The sequence below is a fragment of the Cyanobium sp. WKJ7-Wakatipu genome (genome assembly GCF_024345355.1).
Taxonomy (GTDB): domain Bacteria; phylum Cyanobacteriota; class Cyanobacteriia; order PCC-6307; family Cyanobiaceae; genus Cyanobium_A; species Cyanobium_A usitatum.
This window is the reverse complement of the sequence record NZ_JAGQAY010000014.1, coordinates 40,160-56,653: the sequence shown is the minus strand read 5'-3', so window position 1 is coordinate 56,653 and position 16,494 is coordinate 40,160. Positions and strand designations below refer to the sequence as shown.

Genomic DNA, 16,494 nt, shown 5'->3' with positions numbered 1-16,494 from the left:
CGTTGGAACTCAGGCAGCGAGAGGCCTTTCTGAAACTGGACGGCACTGCGCGACATGGGCTAACTGGTATATGCGTACCAGTCTATGCGACCAGTTCGCCCTGTGCGGAGTGAGCTGGGTAATCACGACCTTTTGATGAATCAACCAATCCAAGTGAATCCAGGAATCATAAGGTTCAGGACATTCCTCAAGGTGAAAGTGGGTGTGGTAGGCGATCTTGTAGCGGGGATTTGAGGAGTCTTGGGGATTGATATTTACAGGTGCTTTTTCGTGAAACCAAATGATTCTTGGACGCTCAGGAGGATTCGGAATCTTCTTGGGTTTCGTGTTCAGGAGGGCGCATAAAAACTTGTTTCGGAAGTGCCTTGTCTCCTTCACTGCTGAAGTGTAATCAGTAATAAATGGTTGCCATTGGATATTGCCGAACCAGTGGGGTTGGAAAACCTCCTGGAATTGGTATTCAACTATTGCCTTATGAATCTTGGAGGAATCCTGAGTAGTCCTAAGTTCTCTGAATACTGGTGAGTTTTTGAGTTGTCCTGATTCATTCACACGCTTTGCGTGTGAATGTTGCTCACTGCGCTCGCAACGGTCTTCTGTGTAATTCATAATTGATAAGAAAGTATTACTCTATTGATTCAGGCGCCTTGGTCTTTCTGGATTTCAGAACCCTTATGAGTTCTCACTCCTTATTCCTCTGTGGAATGGACACTTCCCAGCAAATCCCTATATTCATTTCGCTTCCACAAAAGACCTCTGCCTGATGCTTCCACGATTTGATTGTCTCCAGTAATTATATAGCAGATTTGATATTATAGCAACCAACCTGCGACAAAGCGCCGTCTAAGACCGCACAGAAACATCGCGGACTTACATTCTTTTTGCTCTTTTCAATGATTACTCCGACCTCTAAAGATTTACCCTGAAGTATCTGTTGAGAAAATCAGGGTGTTTTCACTCTGTCTCGCTGATGATGCGGCGAATGGTGGAGAGCGCAAGTCCCGTCTGCTCTCTGATGGAGCGGTAAGAGCACCCTTCATCCCTCAAGCGCAGCACCAGGCGCTCTTTGGCGTGGTTGGTCTTAGGTCTGCCTCCAAGTTTTCCGCCTGTTTCCCGCCGATGCTGAACGCTCTCCAGAGTCCTCTCACGGATAAGTGACCGCTCCACCTCTGCCAGACCCGTCAGGAGTCCGATCAGCACAGGGGCGAACTTCCCCATCGCCTTCGTATTCACCAAATTGTCCAGGGTGCGAATGTGAATGCCCCGATCCTGGAGGTCGTGGAGGCGGTTGATGACACTCCGCTGATCCCTGCCCAGGCGATCCAATTTCGCCACCACCAGTTCGTCACCACCAACCAGGGCATTCAGTGCCGCCTGGAGTTGAGGGCGATCCTTCTCCACCGTCCTGGTGCTGATGGTCTCCTGGAAGACCACCGCACACCCTGCTGCCTTCAGAGCGGAGACCTGAGCGTCAGTGTTTTGGTGGGTGGTGGAGCAACGGGCGTATCCAACGCTTCGGGCAGTCACTGTTCCAAGAACGGTCGTTTCGGAAACTCTACCATCCGAACACCGTTTTTGGAACGGTCAGACGCCTGTTTCGGGGGTTCCTGGCGATGATCTGGTTTCCGTTCGGTTATTGGAACAGGTTTTACGGAGAGGCGCTGGCGTCGCGAAGCGACAGGCATCCGTCTTGGGCGCACTCGTGACAGGTTGTCGGAACTGCGTTACACGCTTGCGCTGGGAAAGACACACCCTTACTGGATTTGTCGTCTAATCAATCCCGTTTTGCTGGCAAAATCTAAAAAATCTGACGCAACCAGGAGGGAACCGTCCCTTGAAAGATGATCGTCGTCCCTAAAAGTCCTGACGCCCTTTAGATATGTCTCGCAGTAATCAGATCGCTTAGGACATAGGGTGTCAAAAGGTTTGTAAATCTGAACATTTCTGTTGGTCGCCGCAAGCGCATCCATTTCTCTATTGATTTTTTCCAGTCTGGACACAAGAGTGGATCGTTCCTGTCTAAAGAGTCCCAGGCATTCTTTGAGAATCTTGGGTCTAAACCACTCTTTTGCGCAGAGTTGCTCTGGGAGTTGTCCCCCTTTGGGATTACCCCTGAAGACTGGAATAGGCGCGATGAGGACAACGCTGATTCCTTTTGCTTCTGATTTCTTGGCAATCACCCTTACCTCATTCAACCACGCAGAAAGCGCTTGATCTTCCTCAATGGCATTCCAGTCATTGTCGGCAAGTTTCAGGTTTATCCCCTTGTGCTCTAAATTGAACTTGCTCCTTATGAAATAGTATTCCAAGCGCGAAGAGAGAGCGAGTATGTCCCCGCTTTGAAGCAAGTCAAACTGCTTCTCAAAGAACTTCAGGGAGTCTGAATTATTCTGCTCCCACTGCTCCTTTGTTCGCCCTTCCTTGCTTGTATATCTTGCTGGAGGGAATGGTTGTCCGCTGGTGACAAAACCCGAAATGCCAATCCCCGTCTGCTGGCGTAACCACCCAAGCAGTGGGAAATAGTGAGCGGCGTGACTATCCCCAATGAGCAGAAGTCTTTGACCCGAAGGAGTCGTGGGTTTGATAGAGCAATTGGCGAAAGAGTCGCTCTTGTATTCTGAACAACTTTTAATGGAGAGCGTTGTCCCTTGCGCTGCTTGAGAAATCTCGTCAAGATTTACTATTCGTGTTCTATTTCCCAAGTATAAACTGCTATCAAGTTGGCGCCCCAGTCCAAGTATTACCCCACTTGCGGCAAAAGAGGTTCCTATTCCCCAACTTAGTGTTTTCCAGCGATTTGGCAACCAGTTAGTTCCCCTAAATTGAGTTTCTACCCACCTATATGACCCAATCGCCAGCAGGAGCATCAATCCTACTTGGATCGGAACTGACCACCAATGGATTCCAATCGTCCAGCGACTGATGGAGAGCACTCCCCAGTGCCACAGATAAAGCGAATATGAGATCAGACCCACATAAACGACTTTCTCAAGAGTGAAAAAGTCATATGCCGCAGTTCCTTTTTTTAGGCAAGCAACCAGGATTGCTGAAAGCACCACAATGGAGATGGTCGCTGGCACTGCCGCTTCAGTTGGCAGGAACATCACGCCGACCATTGCCGCCACCACCAGAAGAGGAGGAACCTGCTCCAGTGATTGCTCAATCTTTGCTCGTTTCTGGAACCCAATAAAAATCAGACATCCTGCTGCCATTTCCCAAAAACGAGGAGGCATCAGGAAGTAGGCAGCAGGTTGATTGACCTGATCCAGGTAGATGAAACTGATCAGCGAAGCAACCGTCAGTGCTCCCACCCAGATGAACAGGTTTCTTGCGCCTTTTGCCGTCTGCTGCCCGAACCCTGAAAACCAGATCAGGAATGGGAAGAGCAGGTAAAACTGCTCCTCAACGCCAAGTGACCAAGTGTGCGTGAATGGGTTCAGTTCGGTTGATTGGGCGAAGTAGTCAGTTGATTGCCTCAGTAGATAGAGATTTGACAAACCAAAGAGCGAGGTTCCACCAGTTCTCAGGGCAAGCGTGGGATCAGGATTGAAAAGGCATATAAAAACGCTCGTGATCAGAACAAAGACCACCAGCGCGGGCACCAGGCGCTTGATGCGGCGCTCATAAAACCCAGTTAGGAAATCAAGGAAGTTCTTGGACTCCCTGCCCGCCAGCGACGAAGTGATCACATAACCAGAGATCACAAAGAAAATATCAACACCCAAATATCCGCTTGGCAGCAGATCCTTGTTGAAGTGGTTGATGATGACGGCAACTACTGCAAATGCCCTTAGACCATCAATCTCTGGACGATATTTATACTTTTGACGGGGGGGTTATGTAGTGCCTGAGACGGATTTGCTACTGCCGACATACCGCCTCAGGGGGGGGCAAGACTATACCTTGACTGCCTCCGTAATCGGGTTTCAACTGCCACAAGTCATCCCCTTCGCGCTGACCCGAACCGTACGCAGAGGCATAACCATTACTCCTCTATGACCACTGACCGTTCCTCGCGCCTACCCGCTTCAGGGTCTGCCTGAACCGCTAGGTGCTGTTGGGGGTGCCAAAGAGGTGCCTACCGATCAAGGGGGCGCCGACCCAGGCAGGCGCTGGGCATCAAGTGCCACCAGAGGGAGCAGCAGGGTCTTGGAGGCGTTCTGAGGGTGGTTGAGCGTGCCTCGGGGCGCCCAGGCGGTGGGTGGAAGGTGAGGGTGCCTCGGAAGCAACCTGCTGCGAACAGTGGGAAGGTGAATTCTGGGAATCGCTGAGACCACCCCAGTCAGACCCCTCTTCACCTTCCGCTCACCTTCCGCCAGAGCAGGTTCAGAATCAAAAAGCAGCATTTAGAAAAACCCCACATATTGTGTTCAAGGTCGTCAAAACAACCCTGGAAGCACCAGATATGGTGGATTAGGAACTCGCCACAAAAAAGGCGGCACCCAGATTCGAACTGGGGGTAAAGGATTTGCAATCCTCTGCCTTACCACTTGGCCATGCCGCCGGCCGGGGAGCAAACTCCCTGCAGCGGATCGTATCAGCCACGGCATGTCCTCCCGTCTGCTGGTTCTAAGCAACGGCCACGGTGAGGATCTGATCGCCCAACGGGTTCTGCAGGCCCTGCGGGTGCGGCGGCCCAACCTGGAAATCCAGGTGCTGCCCCTGGTGGGGCTCGGCGAGGCGTTCAGCGCCGACGCAGCTGCCGGCCACCTGCAGCGGATCGGCCCCCAGCTGCAGCTGCCTAGTGGCGGCTTCAGCAACCAGAGCTTGAGGGGCCTGGCCCGCGACCTTGGGGCCGGCCTGCCCCTGCTGAGCTGGCGCCAACTGCAACTTGTGCGCCACTTGGCCCGTCAAGGCAGCCCGGTGCTAGCAATTGGCGACCTGCTGCCCTTACTGCTGGCCTGGAGCGGCGGCGGCAGCTTCGGCTTCATCGGCACCCCCAAAAGCGACCACACTTGGGCCACCCCCGCACCGCTGGGCTGGGCGGCGACACCGCTCGCTGATGCCTACCACCGCTGCAAGGGCAGCGAATGGGATCCGTGGGAATGGGCGTTTATGGGCAGCCGGCGCTGCCGGCTCGTGGCCGTGCGCGACCAGCTCACCGCCCAAGGGCTGCGGCGCCACAAGGTGGCAGCCCTGGCTCCTGGCAACCCAATGATGGATGGCTTCCGCCACACCCCTCTGCCGGCCGGGCTAACAAGCCAGCGGCGCCTAATCCTGCTGGCCGGCAGCCGCCTGCCCGAAGCCCTCGGCAATGCCCGCCGGCTGCTGGGCTGCCTCAACCTCCAGCAGCCGCGGCAGCCAGCCAGCGTGCTGGTGGCCTCTGGATCGGCGCCCACGGCCGTCGCCTGGGCCGAGCTGTTGGGGCAAGCGGGCTTTACGCCCCTACCGCCAGCAGCAGCTAGTGCCGCCAGCGGAGCCATTAGCAGCTGGCAACGGGGCCGCTGGACCCTGCTGCTTGGCCAAAACCGCTTCGCCACTTGGGCCGGCTGGGCCGAGCTGGGCCTGGCCACCGCGGGCACTGCCACGGAGCAACTAGCGGGGCTGGGGGTGCCCTGCCTGTCGCTGCCGGGCCCCGGGCCCCAATTCAAGGCTGGCTTTGCCCGCCGCCAGAGCCGCCTGCTGGGGGGCGCCGTCGTGCCCTGCCATTCCCAACAGGAGCTGGCCCTAAAACTGCACCAACTGCTCGACGATCCAGCCGAATGCGCCCGGCGTGGCGCCATGGGTCGGGAGCGGATGGGGCCGGACGGTGGCAGCGCCCAGCTAGCCGAGCTGGTGGAGCAACAGCTGCTGGGATGATGCGGCCACCCCCGCAGCTCCGTCGCCCATGGCCGGCATCCCCGATCGGACCTACAACGCCGCCTGCGGCATGTTGGCCAGCCAGTTGAGCATCAGCCTGGCGGCCGCCCGCCGCAAGGTCGACGTGCGCAGCTCCCAGGAGGGGCTGAAAGAAACCGCAGCCAAGCTCGCCCTGGCCCAGCAGATGCTTGCGGAAGCCCAAGCCAGCGGCGAAAACCACCATGAGTTGCTCAGCTCCCAGCTGGAGGCAGTCGGCAACGACGAGAACTTCATGGTGGAGGACTGAGACGGCCGGGGCCCTTCAGCGGTTGCCGCCGGTGGAGTGCTCAAACAGCAGGTGAAAGCGCTGGCGATCCAGATCGGCCAACACCGGGATGCAGCCAAAGCAACGCTCAGCCAGCTGCCAGCGCTCCTCCCGCTTCAGCATGGTTTCCAACCTGTCGCGAGCGGGAAGCAAGTAGCGCACATCGCCGGCGGCGTAGGCCAGCTGGACATCAGAGAGATCTTCAACCCGGCCCCAATCGGAACTCTGGGCCTGCTTGTCGAGCTCAATGCCCACCAGCTCCTGCACCACTTCCTTGAGGCCATGGCGGGGGCTGTAAGTGCGGCCCAGCCGGCTGGCCACCTTGGTGCAAAAGATCGGATCTACGGCAATTGCCAAGTTTTCAGCCAGGGCAGCCACGTCAAACCGGGCGAAGTGGAAAACTTTTTCAATCGCCGGGTTTTCCATCAAGACCTGGAGCCGGGGTGCCGAGCTCTGGCCGCGGTGGAGGCGGATGCAGCAAACGTTGTCGTTGTCGTCGCAGATCTGTACCAGGCAGAGCCGATCGCGGCCATGAATCAGACCCATCGCCTCGGTGTCCACCGCCAGCGCCCTAGCCCCGGCGTAGAGGGCCGCCCACTCGGCATCAAGATCACCGTCAAACACGGCGAAGCGGGCGGGAGCCGGCAGGTTGCTGGGGGCAGACGAAGCGGTCACACGGAAAGGGCGAATGCCTTGCCATGCTGACAAGCCATGCCCCCTAGGGGTGGCGTCACAATTGGATGGATGGCCAACCTCAGCTCCACCCTGCTGCTCACCCTGCTACTAGCCGTAGGCCTGGTTTTTTTCTTGCGTGCCGCCAGTAAAGACCGCACCACCACAGTCGAGGTCCGCTCCTCGCGGCCGCCTCTGGAGGTGTTGAGCCAGCTGAGCGAATGGCTGCTGCAACGTGGTTGGCGCACCGAATCCACTGACCCCGAGCGCCGCCACCTCTGCTTCCGCGCCGAGGTGGCTGCCAGTCCCTGGTTGGCGGTGCTGCTCTCCGTGCTGGGAGCGGTGGGGGCCGCCTGCCTTGGGCTGGTGCTGCGCCAGCTGCTGCCCCAGCTGGGCTGGTGGCCCCTGTTGCTGGCCTTACTGGGGCCGGCGGCTGGGCTGATTTATCGCACTCGGGCGATGCGGGCCGAGACCCTGGAGCTGCGCCTGATCAGCCATGACAGCGCCACGGGCAGCGCCTTACGACTGAGGGCCCACCGCGATGAGCTAATAGCGCTCGAATTGGAAATGGGTCCCAAGCTGGGTCTATTCAGCGACGGCAAGCTGCTCAGTTCCCCCATCTGACCCTTGCCTGGCAGTCATGCAACGATTCCGCCCCCTGGCTTTCGTCTTGACCGGAGTGCTTGCCATAGCTGGGGGCGCTGCTGCCCAAGCGCCGCCGCTGGCCAACTTTGATCCGCTCACAGGGCCGCGCAGCCGGCTGAGCAAAAACTGGCGAGGTCTGGCTGAGCTGCCCAGCAGCACCGAAATCCTGGTGCTAGCGGGTCATGCCGATTCCCAGGGGATTGGCGGAGCCGGCACAGGGGGAGAGGCCGTCGACCTCGGCGCAGCCGCGCCGATGCAGCCGGGCATGCGCGACGAGCTCTATTGGAACCTGCTCACCGCCCAGGCGGTGGTGGCCCTTGGCCAGCAGCGGGGTCTGGCCATCCGCTTCTACGACCCACCGCTGCGCAGCATTGCTGACGGCGACGATCCACGCACCAACTGGAGCGTGGGCAAAGCCCATGCCCAAGCCGGTGGGTATGCCCTGGAAATCCACTACGACGCCTACGGACCAGATGGTGTGGGTTCGGGCCTGATCCCTCCCCTACATCGCCACCCAACCCGCCTAGACGAAAGCCTGGCGCTGGCCTTTGGCCCCTATCCCCTCCTCTTCCGCGACGGCCTGGGAGCCCCCAGGCGAGGCATCGCTATTCTCGAGATCGGCAAACTTGAGGGCCAGCTAGAAGCATCGCTGCGAGATCCCCGCAGCCGCAATGGCGCTCTCCAAGCGATAGCTGAGCGAGTGGTTTCAGCTTTGCAACGGGGTCTCGAGCAGGGCTTGCAACCAGCCCCACCAATGCCTGGCCTGGCCGCCACCAAACCAGCGACCATCAACCCATCACCTAATTCAGCGCCTGATGGGGGGCGCAGCGGTCCGCAAGCGAGCCGTCCTCCAGCCAATCCTGGGGACGAGTGAACAGGTCTGTAAGCAGGGCCTCACGACTGCCAGCCTCCGGCTGATATCCGTATTCCCAGCGCACCAAGGGCGGCAGAGACATCAGGATCGACTCGGTACGTCCGTTGGTCTGCAAGCCGAAAATCGTGCCCCGGTCAAACACCAAATTGAACTCCACATAGCGGCCCCGCCTGTAGAGCTGAAACTGGCGCTCCCGCTCGCCATAAGGGGTGTGCTGTCGCTTTTCAGCGATCGGCAAGTAGCTGGGCAGGAAGGCGTTGCCGCAGGCGCTGGCCAGGGCAAAAAGCTGCTCCCAACTCTGCGGCACCGGGCCTAAGTGGTTGCTCACAGCCGCCGCAGGCCCATCGGGGTCCTGGCCCTTGTAGAGCACCCCGCGGGGATCCTGGTAGTCGTAAAAGATGCCGCCCACGCCGCGGGTCTCGTCCCGATGCTTGAGGAAGAAGTACTCGTCGCACCAGGGCTTAAACACCTGATAAAAAGCGGGATTAACGCTGTCGCAGGCTCCTTTGAGCGTGCGGTGGAAATGCTGGGCGTCTTGCAGGAACGGGTAATAGGGGGTGAGATCGGCGCCGCCGCCAAACCACCACACCGGGCCCGCTTCGAAGTAGCGGTAGTTGAGATGAACCGTGGGGATATAGGGGTTGCGGGGGTGCAGCACCATCGAGGTGCCTGTGGCAAACCAGCGATGCCCCTTGGCTTCCGGCCGCTGGCTGAGGATCGAGGGGGGCAGTTCTGAGCCCTCCACCTCTGAGAAGTTGACGCCGCCCTGCTCGAAGACGCGGCCGCCCTTCATCACTCGAGAGCGACCGCCGCCGCCCTCCGGACGCTCCCAGCCCTCCTCGGCGAAGCAACCTTCGGCATCAAATTCTTCTAAACCGGCGCAAATGGAGTCCTGCAAGCCCATCAGCAGGGCCTTAGCCCTGGTGCGGGAGTCGGCCGGTGGAGCTTCCAGCAGGGCCTTAAGCATCGACACTGCGCCACATGGCGCTGGAAACGTCTAACCATTTCAGCCCAGCCTCCCCCCAGACAAGTAATCGAGAGGGTCTGTCACGGCCATGCTGACGGTCAAACGCAGCAGCGAGGCCCCTAGGATCGCAGTCTCTGATTGGATTTCCGATGGCATCTGTGGAGCAGGCTCAGGCCGCCCTCAACGCCGTTCAGGATGCCGGCAGCGGGCGCAGCCTGATCGAGCTGGGCTGGATCCAGCAGACGCGACTGGTGGACGATCGGGCCGTATTTCGCCTTGCCCTACCTGGCTTTGCCCAGAGCCAGCGGGATCGGATCGCCGCTGAGGCCAAGGCGGCCCTGCTCGCCCTTGAAGGCATCAACGACGTTCAAATTGAGTTGGAGCAGCCCAGCGGCGGCGCTCCAATCGGCGCCGCTGGGCATGGTCACGTGCCAGAACGCGGTCAACTGCCAGAGCGCCAGGCCATCCCTGGGGTACGCCAGGTCATCGCCGTCAGCAGCGGCAAGGGCGGAGTGGGCAAGAGCACGGTTGCCGTGAACCTGGCCTGTGCCCTGGCTGCTTCAGGACTGAAGGTGGGCTTGCTCGATGCGGACATCTACGGGCCGAATGCCCCCACCATGCTGGGAGTGGCTGATCGCACGCCTGAAGTGAGCGGCGAAGGCGCCCAGCAATTGATGACACCGATCGAAACCTGCGGCATCGCCATGGTGTCGATGGGCCTGCTGATCCAGGAAAACCAACCCGTGATCTGGCGGGGGCCGATGCTCAACGGCATCATTCGCCAGTTTCTTTACCAAGTCGCCTGGGGCGAACGGGATGTGCTGATCGTCGACCTGCCTCCTGGCACCGGTGATGCCCAGCTCACCATTGCCCAGGCGGTGCCGATGGCCGGGGCGATCATCGTCACCACTCCCCAGCTGGTTTCCCTAGCTGATGCCCGCCGGGGTCTGGCGATGTTTCTGCAGATGGGGGTGGACGTGCTGGGTGTGGTGGAAAACATGAGCGTCTTCATTCCCCCTGACGCTCCAGACAAGCGTTATGCCCTATTCGGCAGCGGCGGAGGCTCCCGCCTGGCTGAAGAGGCAGGAGTGCCCCTGCTGGCCGAACTTCCCCTGGAGATGCCCGTGCGGGAGGGGGGAGATGCCGGACGCCCCGTAGTGCTCAGCCACCCCGAATCGATCAGTGCCCGGGGCTTTTTGGCTTTGGCCCGCCAGCTCAGCGCCGCCCATCTGGTGCCAGCCTGAAGCCCATGTTGAGCCAGTTTGGGCGTCGCAACCCGCGATTTTTTAGTGGCCGCAGCAGCCGGCGCAACCCCCTGGCCGACGTGGACCTGATCCTCTGGGGGGTACCGCTGGCAATGGTGGCGATCGCCGGGATCCTGATTGCCAGCACCCAGCGCCAAGCGAATTACGCCGACTGGTACCAGCACTGGGTAACGGCGGCGGTGGGCATGGTTGTGGCCCTACTGCTGGCGCGAATGCCATTGGATCGGCTGATCCCATTTAAGTGGCCGATTTACATAGCCATGGTCGCCAGCCTGGTGGCCGTACGAGTTGTCGGCACCAGCGCCCTAGGGGCCCAGAGCTGGATCAACATTGGCGGCTTTTATGTGCAGCCCTCGGAATTCGCCAAGGTGGGCGCCATCTTGCTTCTCGCCGACGTACTAGCCAGACACCCGGTTGATCGTCCTGTTGACCTGATCCGTCCAGTGGGACTGATCGCCCTGCCCTGGCTGCTGGTTTTTGTGCAACCCGACCTAGGCAGCTCGCTTGTGTTTGGCGCCGTACTGCTGGTGATGCTGTTTTGGGCTGGAATGCCTGGGGCCTGGGTGGTGCTGCTGCTCTCCCCTCTTGTGGCGGCGATAGTGGCAGGCACCCTGCCCTGGCTGCTGCTGGGCTGGGTGCCCCTGATGGGCTGGCTGGCCTGGAAGACCCTGCCCTGGAAGCGGGTGGCCCTGGCGATCAGCCTTGCCGTGCAGGGGATCTTCGCAATCGCCACCCCCTGGCTCTGGGAGCACGGCCTGCGCCCCCACCAGCGAGCCAGGCTTACCTTGTTTCTTGACCCCGCCCAGGATCCCCTCGGCGGCGGCTACCACCTGCTGCAGAGCACCGTGGGCATCGGCTCGGGGCAGATCTGGGGCACCGGCTTGATGCAAGGCTCCCTCACCAAACTGCGGTTTATCCCTGAGCAACACACCGATTTCATCTTCAGCGCCCTTGGCGAGGAAACCGGTTTTCTCGGCTCGGTGCTGGTGGTGGCCGGCTTCGCCCTGCTGATGTGGCGCCTGCTGCAGATCGCTGGACGGGCCCGCAGCGATTACGAGGCCCTGGTGGTGGTGGGAATTGGGGCGATGCTGATGTTCCAAGTGGTGGTGAACATCAACATGACCATTGGACTAGGTCCCATCACCGGCATCCCCCTGCCCTGGCTGAGTTATGGAAGGTCCGCAATGTTGGTGAACTTCATCTCCCTTGGGCTGTGCGCCTCAGCCGCCCGCCGGGGCCGCACGGCCCAGGGCCGCTGGTGAGCCTGGCCGACCTGCGACGTTGTTTGGCTGAAGGGGTGCCAACCGGAGTCGGCAACGAGGACTGCGCGCGGCGGCAGTGGTGGGCAGCCCTGGCCACCCTGCAGGAGGATTTCCTGCTGCCCCACCAACCCCTCCAGGGCCTATGGCTGGCCGCGCCACTGCCCGCCCTCTATGAACCAGCCCTGTTGCAGCAGCTGCAGGGCTGGGTTTGGGCCCCAAGCGACTTGGATGGCCTGCTGCCCAGCCCGGCACCCCTTCTGCCAGGAGCCGGCAACCCAGCTCCATGCGGCAGCTTTCAGCGGCTAGCCCTGGCGGAGGAGGACGGCACCGACCCCCTCCTGCTGGTGATAACCCCCCAGCTACAGGTAGCCCTTTGCCTCGATGGCCCGGCTGAAGGCCGGCGCCTGATTGTTCGCTTCGACCCTGAGGCCCTGTCCGAGGCCCTAGGCCTTATCCATGGGCGCCTACTGAGCCAGGATCCCGCAGCCTCGGCAGACCTGCGCAGCGCCCTAGAGCGACTGGGGCCCCTGCGCAGCGACGACCAACTGGGCTTGCGCTTCTGGCCGCGGCTGGGGGAACGGCTGGCCGCCATGGCCCCCAGCCTGACCCTGCAGCCCCTGGTGCATGGCGGTAGCGATCGCCCAGCCCAGGCCCAGGAGCGCCAGGCCGGCGACACCCCACGAGCTGTTAGCAGCGAATTAGCCCTGCTCGAGGCCCTCACCCACGAGGTGCGCACACCGCTGGCCACGATCCGCACCCTGATCCGGTCCTTGCTGCGGCGCAACGACCTGCCGTCGGTGGTGCGCCAGCGCCTCGAGCAGATCGACGGCGAATGCAGTGAGCAAATCGATCGCTTCGGCCTGATCTTCCTAGCGGCCGAGCTGCAACGCCAACCAGGCTGCGAACAGCCCCTTGAAAGCCACGACCTGGCCCGCACCGACCTCAGTGCGGTGCTGCACCAGCAGCAAGAACTGTGGCAGCGGCAACTGGCGCGCCGCGGCCTGGACCTGGAGCTGGAGGTAGCCGATGGCTTGTCGCCGGTGCTGAGCGATCCGGCCCGGCTCGAAACCATGCTGGGCGGACTAATCGACCGCTTCAGCCGCGGCCTGCCCAGCGGCAGCCGCGTGACCGTGAGCCTGCTGCCGGCCGGCAGCAGGCTGAAGCTGCAGCTCAACAGCGAGGGCCACGACCCCAGCGAGAACGACGTGATGGGGAACGGCGAGCAGCGGGAGCTGGTGGGGCCTGTGCTGAGCTGGAACCCCACCACCGGCAGCCTGCAGTTGAGCCGTCAAGCCACCCAGCGACTGTTCCATCGCCTCGGCGGTCGCCTCACCGAGCGCAACGGCAGCGGCTTGACCGTGTTTTTCCCGGTCTGCTGAAGGGCCGGTTTGTTGACGGGTGTGAAGAGTGCGGCAGAAGCCCCGATCCGGTCAAAACCACGGTGCTAGCTTCCGGCTGAAACGTTCCAAAGCCATGGCAGCGACGGTGCTCAGCGGTCAACTCCCGAAGTACATCGGCAGCACCGGCGGCCTGCTGAACTCTGCTGAAACTGAGGAGAAATACGCCATCACCTGGAGCAGCCCGAAGGAGCAAGTCTTCGAGCTGCCCACCGGTGGCGCGGCCCACATGAATGCGGGCGAAAATCTGATGTACTTTGCCCGCAAGGAGCAGTGCCTCGCCTTGGGCACCCAGCTGCGCACCAAGTTCAAGCCTCGGATCGAGGATTACAAGATCTACCGGATCTTCCCTGGCGGCGACACCGAGTTCCTGCACCCCAAGGACGGCGTTTTCCCCGAGAAGGTCAACGAGGGTCGCACCATGGTTGGTCACAACCCCCGCCGCATCGGCGCCAACCAAAATCCCGCCAATCTCAAGTTCACCGGCAAGAACACCTTCGACGCTTGAGCTGCGTTAACCAACCCCTATAAAGGCGGGGCCAGGCGCCCCGTTTTTTTTGCCTGCCCGCTTGTCCGATGCCCAGCCCCGATCGCGATGGCTTAGCCCAACAGGCTTTTCTCGAGGCAGTCGCGGCTGGCCACAACTTCATCCCCCTCTGGAAGCGCTGGCCTGCTGATCTGGAAACCCCTCTCACCGCCTGGCTGAAGGCCGGAGCGGGTAGCAGTCATGGTGTGCTGCTGGAGTCGGTGGAGGGTGGTGAGCGCATCGGCCGCTGGAGCTTTGTGGTGTCTGATCCTCTCTGGACCCTCACCAGCCGGGGCGACCAAAGTGTGCGCCAGTGGCGCACCGGCTCCGAGGAGCGGCTGCAGGGCAACCCCTTCCATCTGCTGCGCCAGTGCCTAGAGCCCCTATCCAGCCCGCCGATCCCCGGTCTGCCACCGGTGGGCCAGCTATTTGGCTTTTGGGGCTACGAGCTGATCCGTTGGATCGAACCCAGCGTGCCGGTACATCCTTCGGCCGAGGGTGCACCGCCTGATGGCTGCTGGATGTTGGCCGACAGTCTGCTGGTGTTCGACCAGGTGAAGCGCCAGATCACCGCAGTGGCCTACGCCGATCTGAGTGGCGGCCAGGATCCACAGGCTGCCTACGCCGCGGCCGCAGCCCGCATCCAGGCCCTGGAGAAGCGCATGCACGGCCCCCTCCCCGGCGCCGGCACCCACCTGAACTGGCACGACGCCACTGCCGGTGACATCGCTGCCAATTTGCGGACCACCAGCAACGTCGGCCAGGAGGCCTTCGAGGCCGCCGTGAGCTGCGGAGAAGGGCACATCGAAGCTGGCGACGTGTTCCAGCTGGTGCTCAGCCAGCGGCTGGAAACCCGCATCGATCGCGATCCATTCGAGCTCTACCGCAGCCTGCGGATGGTGAATCCCTCGCCCTACATGGCGTTTTTCAACTTCGGCGGCTGGTATCTGATCGGCTCCAGTCCGGAGGTGATGGTGAAGGCAGAACCAACGGCCGCAGGGGGAGTGAAGGCTTCTTTACGGCCAATCGCAGGCACGCGCCCCCGGGGCGCCGATGAGGCCGAAGACCTGGCCCTGGAGGCGGAGCTGCTGGCTGATCCCAAGGAGCGGGCCGAGCACGTGATGCTGGTGGATCTGGGCCGCAACGACCTGGGCCGCGTCTGCCAGCCAGGCACCGTCAAGGTGAGCGAGCTGATGGTGATCGAGCGCTACTCCCACGTGATGCACATCGTGAGCCAGGTGGAGGGCCTGCTGGCCGAGGGCCAAACGGTATGGGACCTGCTGATGGCCTCCTTCCCCGCCGGTACGGTCAGTGGCGCTCCCAAGATTCGGGCTATGCAGCTGATCCACGCCCTGGAGCCCGACGCCCGAGGCCCATACTCCGGGGTGTATGGCGGGGTTGACCTGGCTGGCGCACTCAACACTGCTATCACCATCCGCACGATGGTGGTGCTGCCCCACCCCGAAGGGGGCTGGCGGGTGCAGGTGCAAGCCGGCGCTGGAGTGGTGGCCGACTCCAAGCCCGAACTCGAATACCAGGAAACCTTGAACAAAGCCCGCGGCATGCTCAAAGCCCTGGCCTGCCTGCTGCCGGCCCAGCCATGAGCGCCCCCCTGTTGCTTAAAGGTTTTGAGGTGGAGCTCTACACCGGCCGTGCCGATGGCACGGTGGTGGGCTGCAGCGCCGAGGCTGCGGCCGCCCTCGATGGGTTCGTAACCGAGCCCGATTGCCGCAACCTCGAATACATCACTCCCCCGGATGCCGACTACGCCCGGCAACTGCAACTGCTACTCGAGCCCCGCCAACGGCTGCGCCGCTGGCTCGCCAGCCGCCAGCTCACCCTGCTGCCCGGCAGCACGCTGAGCCTGGGGGACAGCCAGCGTTTTGAGCGCTCAGATCCGGCCAATCCGTATCACGGCTACATCGAGGCCACCTACGGCACCAAGGTGGTTACAGCCAGCGTGCACATCAATCTGGGGCTCACCGCAGGCCACGGCCTCGAGCCAATGACCAGCCTGTTTGCGGGCCTGCGCCTGATGCGCTGCGAAGCGTCCCTGCTCCTGGCCCTCAGCGCCAGCTCGCCCTTTCTCGACGGGGTTGTAACCGCTGCCCATTCCCAGCGCTGGCTGCAGTTTCCCCTGACGCCAGCAGAGGTGCCCCTGTTCCTGGATCACCAGCACTACATCAGCTGGATGGGCGAGCAACTGGCCTTGGGCACCATGCAAAACGTGCGCCATCTCTGGACATCGGTGCGGCCCAATGGCGACAACCGGCCCCACGACCTCAACCGACTGGAGATTCGCATTTGCGATCTGGTCACCGATCCACTCGTGCTTTTGGCGATCACGGCCTTCGCCGAACTGCGCTTACAGCAGTTGATGCGAGAACCGGAGCGCTACGACCCACTCCAGGCCAGCAGCCTGGACCCATCCCAGCTAGCCGCCCTCGCCGATGCCAACGACCGGGCCGCAGCCCGCTCCAGCCTTGATGCCACCGTGATGCACTGGCGCAATGGGGCCCCGATCCAGGCCCGAGACTGGCTTGCTCAGGAGCTGACCGATCTGGCTCCACTTGCTGAAGAGCTGGGCCTAACCCGGGTGCTCGCCCCCCTGCAGGGCGTCCTTGACCAGGGCAACCAGGCCATGAGCTGGCTAGCCGGACACCAGGCTGGCCTGTCGATCCCGACCCTGCTCAACCAGACCGTCGAGGCGATGGCAAGCCAGGAGGCCGAGCTACTTGAGGCAATCGCCACAGACGGGGTGCCTGGTCCTTTGGGATGATCGA

Annotated in this window: 14 protein-coding genes and 1 tRNA gene; 10 read left to right on the top strand and 5 right to left on the bottom strand. The window is 61.6% G+C overall.

Translation table 11 applies throughout. The annotated features are described in order from the left end of the window. Positions 1 to 954 precede the first annotated feature (954 nt). From KBY83_RS09635 to KBY83_RS09625, 3 genes are all read right to left on the bottom strand, one after another. On the bottom strand, positions 955 to 1,527 hold the full coding sequence (locus KBY83_RS09635; protein ID WP_255019308.1) for a recombinase family protein: 573 nt from the start codon (positions 1,525 to 1,527) through the stop codon (positions 955 to 957). 227 nt (positions 1,528 to 1,754) lie between these two features. Beyond that, positions 1,755 to 3,803: an acyltransferase family protein gene (locus tag KBY83_RS15425; RefSeq protein ID WP_255019313.1), complete on the bottom strand. Its 2,049-nt coding sequence runs from the start codon at positions 3,801 to 3,803 to the stop codon at positions 1,755 to 1,757. Between the two features lie 630 nt (positions 3,804 to 4,433). Beyond that, a tRNA-Cys gene (locus KBY83_RS09625) sits at positions 4,434 to 4,504 on the bottom strand. A gap of 44 nt (positions 4,505 to 4,548) precedes the next feature. On the opposite strand from KBY83_RS09625, the gene KBY83_RS09620 reads away from it, so the two are divergent. Further along, on the top strand, positions 4,549 to 5,799 hold the full coding sequence (locus KBY83_RS09620; protein WP_255019307.1) for a lipid-A-disaccharide synthase-related protein: 1,251 nt from the start codon (positions 4,549 to 4,551) through the stop codon (positions 5,797 to 5,799). Between the two features lie 28 nt (positions 5,800 to 5,827). Continuing rightward, positions 5,828 to 6,085 carry a hypothetical protein gene (locus KBY83_RS09615; protein WP_255019305.1) on the top strand — a complete coding sequence of 86 codons (258 nt, stop codon included), beginning with the start codon at positions 5,828 to 5,830 and terminating at the stop codon, positions 6,083 to 6,085. A gap of 15 nt (positions 6,086 to 6,100) precedes the next feature. Here KBY83_RS09615 and KBY83_RS09610 read toward each other — a convergent pair whose 3' ends face one another. After that, entirely contained in the window at positions 6,101 to 6,778 is a 678-nt protein-coding gene (locus tag KBY83_RS09610) for a ribonuclease D (RefSeq protein ID WP_106632352.1), read from the bottom strand. 69 nt (positions 6,779 to 6,847) lie between these two features. Between KBY83_RS09610 and KBY83_RS09605 the strand changes: the two genes are divergently transcribed. Both KBY83_RS09605 and KBY83_RS09600 read left to right on the top strand, forming a co-directional pair. Beyond that, positions 6,848 to 7,399: a cofactor assembly of complex C subunit B gene (locus tag KBY83_RS09605; protein WP_106632353.1), complete on the top strand. Its 552-nt coding sequence runs from the start codon at positions 6,848 to 6,850 to the stop codon at positions 7,397 to 7,399. Positions 7,400 to 7,415: 16 nt separating this feature from the next. Next, positions 7,416 to 8,294 carry a dehydrogenase gene (locus KBY83_RS09600; protein ID WP_255019304.1) on the top strand — a complete coding sequence of 293 codons (879 nt, stop codon included), beginning with the start codon at positions 7,416 to 7,418 and terminating at the stop codon, positions 8,292 to 8,294. On the opposite strand, the gene hemF is transcribed toward KBY83_RS09600, so the two are convergent. Continuing rightward, positions 8,221 to 9,261 carry an oxygen-dependent coproporphyrinogen oxidase gene (hemF, locus tag KBY83_RS09595; protein ID WP_255019302.1) on the bottom strand — a complete coding sequence of 347 codons (1,041 nt, stop codon included), beginning with the start codon at positions 9,259 to 9,261 and terminating at the stop codon, positions 8,221 to 8,223. The two genes, KBY83_RS09600 and hemF, sit on opposite strands and share 74 nt — an antisense overlap. A gap of 149 nt (positions 9,262 to 9,410) precedes the next feature. Here hemF and KBY83_RS09590 point away from each other — a divergent pair, with 149 nt between their 5' ends. From KBY83_RS09590 to gshA, 6 genes are all read left to right on the top strand, one after another. Beyond that, positions 9,411 to 10,505, top strand: coding sequence for an Mrp/NBP35 family ATP-binding protein (locus KBY83_RS09590; protein WP_255019301.1), 1,095 nt, complete (start codon positions 9,411 to 9,413; stop codon positions 10,503 to 10,505). Positions 10,506 to 10,510: 5 nt separating this feature from the next. Further along, positions 10,511 to 11,788 carry a rod shape-determining protein RodA gene (gene rodA, locus KBY83_RS09585; protein WP_255019299.1) on the top strand — a complete coding sequence of 426 codons (1,278 nt, stop codon included), beginning with the start codon at positions 10,511 to 10,513 and terminating at the stop codon, positions 11,786 to 11,788. Beyond that, the gene (locus tag KBY83_RS09580) at positions 11,740 to 13,167 is read left to right on the top strand and encodes a HAMP domain-containing sensor histidine kinase (protein ID WP_255019297.1); all 1,428 of its coding nucleotides are present in this window, start codon (positions 11,740 to 11,742) and stop codon (positions 13,165 to 13,167) included. Before rodA ends, KBY83_RS09580 begins: the two co-directional genes overlap by 49 nt. Positions 13,168 to 13,261: 94 nt before the next feature. Then, positions 13,262 to 13,693 (top strand): photosystem I reaction center subunit II PsaD, encoded by a 432-nt coding sequence (locus KBY83_RS09575; protein WP_254961914.1) that lies wholly within the window; start codon positions 13,262 to 13,264, stop codon positions 13,691 to 13,693. A 68-nt stretch (positions 13,694 to 13,761) separates the two neighbouring features. After that, on the top strand, positions 13,762 to 15,315 hold the full coding sequence (locus tag KBY83_RS09570; RefSeq protein WP_255019296.1) for an anthranilate synthase component I family protein: 1,554 nt from the start codon (positions 13,762 to 13,764) through the stop codon (positions 15,313 to 15,315). After that, the gene (gshA, locus tag KBY83_RS09565) at positions 15,312 to 16,490 is read left to right on the top strand and encodes a glutamate--cysteine ligase (protein WP_255019295.1); all 1,179 of its coding nucleotides are present in this window, start codon (positions 15,312 to 15,314) and stop codon (positions 16,488 to 16,490) included. Before KBY83_RS09570 ends, gshA begins: the two co-directional genes overlap by 4 nt. The last annotated feature ends 4 nt before the right edge of the window (positions 16,491 to 16,494 follow it).

Bases quoted from the DNA above. Each gene is read 5' to 3' on its own strand.
- KBY83_RS09620 (WP_255019307.1), top strand. From the start codon at position 4,549: ATGTCCTCCCGTCTGCTGGTTCTAAGCAACGGCCACGGTGAGGATCTG.
- KBY83_RS09615 (WP_255019305.1), top strand. From the start codon at position 5,828: ATGGCCGGCATCCCCGATCGGACCTACAACGCCGCCTGCGGCATGTTG.
- KBY83_RS09605 (WP_106632353.1), top strand. From the start codon at position 6,848: ATGGCCAACCTCAGCTCCACCCTGCTGCTCACCCTGCTACTAGCCGTA.
- KBY83_RS09600 (WP_255019304.1), top strand. From the start codon at position 7,416: ATGCAACGATTCCGCCCCCTGGCTTTCGTCTTGACCGGAGTGCTTGCC.
- hemF (WP_255019302.1), bottom strand. From the start codon at position 9,261: ATGCTTAAGGCCCTGCTGGAAGCTCCACCGGCCGACTCCCGCACCAGG.
- KBY83_RS09590 (WP_255019301.1), top strand. From the start codon at position 9,411: ATGGCATCTGTGGAGCAGGCTCAGGCCGCCCTCAACGCCGTTCAGGAT.
- rodA (WP_255019299.1), top strand. From the start codon at position 10,511: ATGTTGAGCCAGTTTGGGCGTCGCAACCCGCGATTTTTTAGTGGCCGC.
- KBY83_RS09575 (WP_254961914.1), top strand. From the start codon at position 13,262: ATGGCAGCGACGGTGCTCAGCGGTCAACTCCCGAAGTACATCGGCAGC.
- KBY83_RS09570 (WP_255019296.1), top strand. From the start codon at position 13,762: ATGCCCAGCCCCGATCGCGATGGCTTAGCCCAACAGGCTTTTCTCGAG.
- gshA (WP_255019295.1), top strand. From the start codon at position 15,312: ATGAGCGCCCCCCTGTTGCTTAAAGGTTTTGAGGTGGAGCTCTACACC.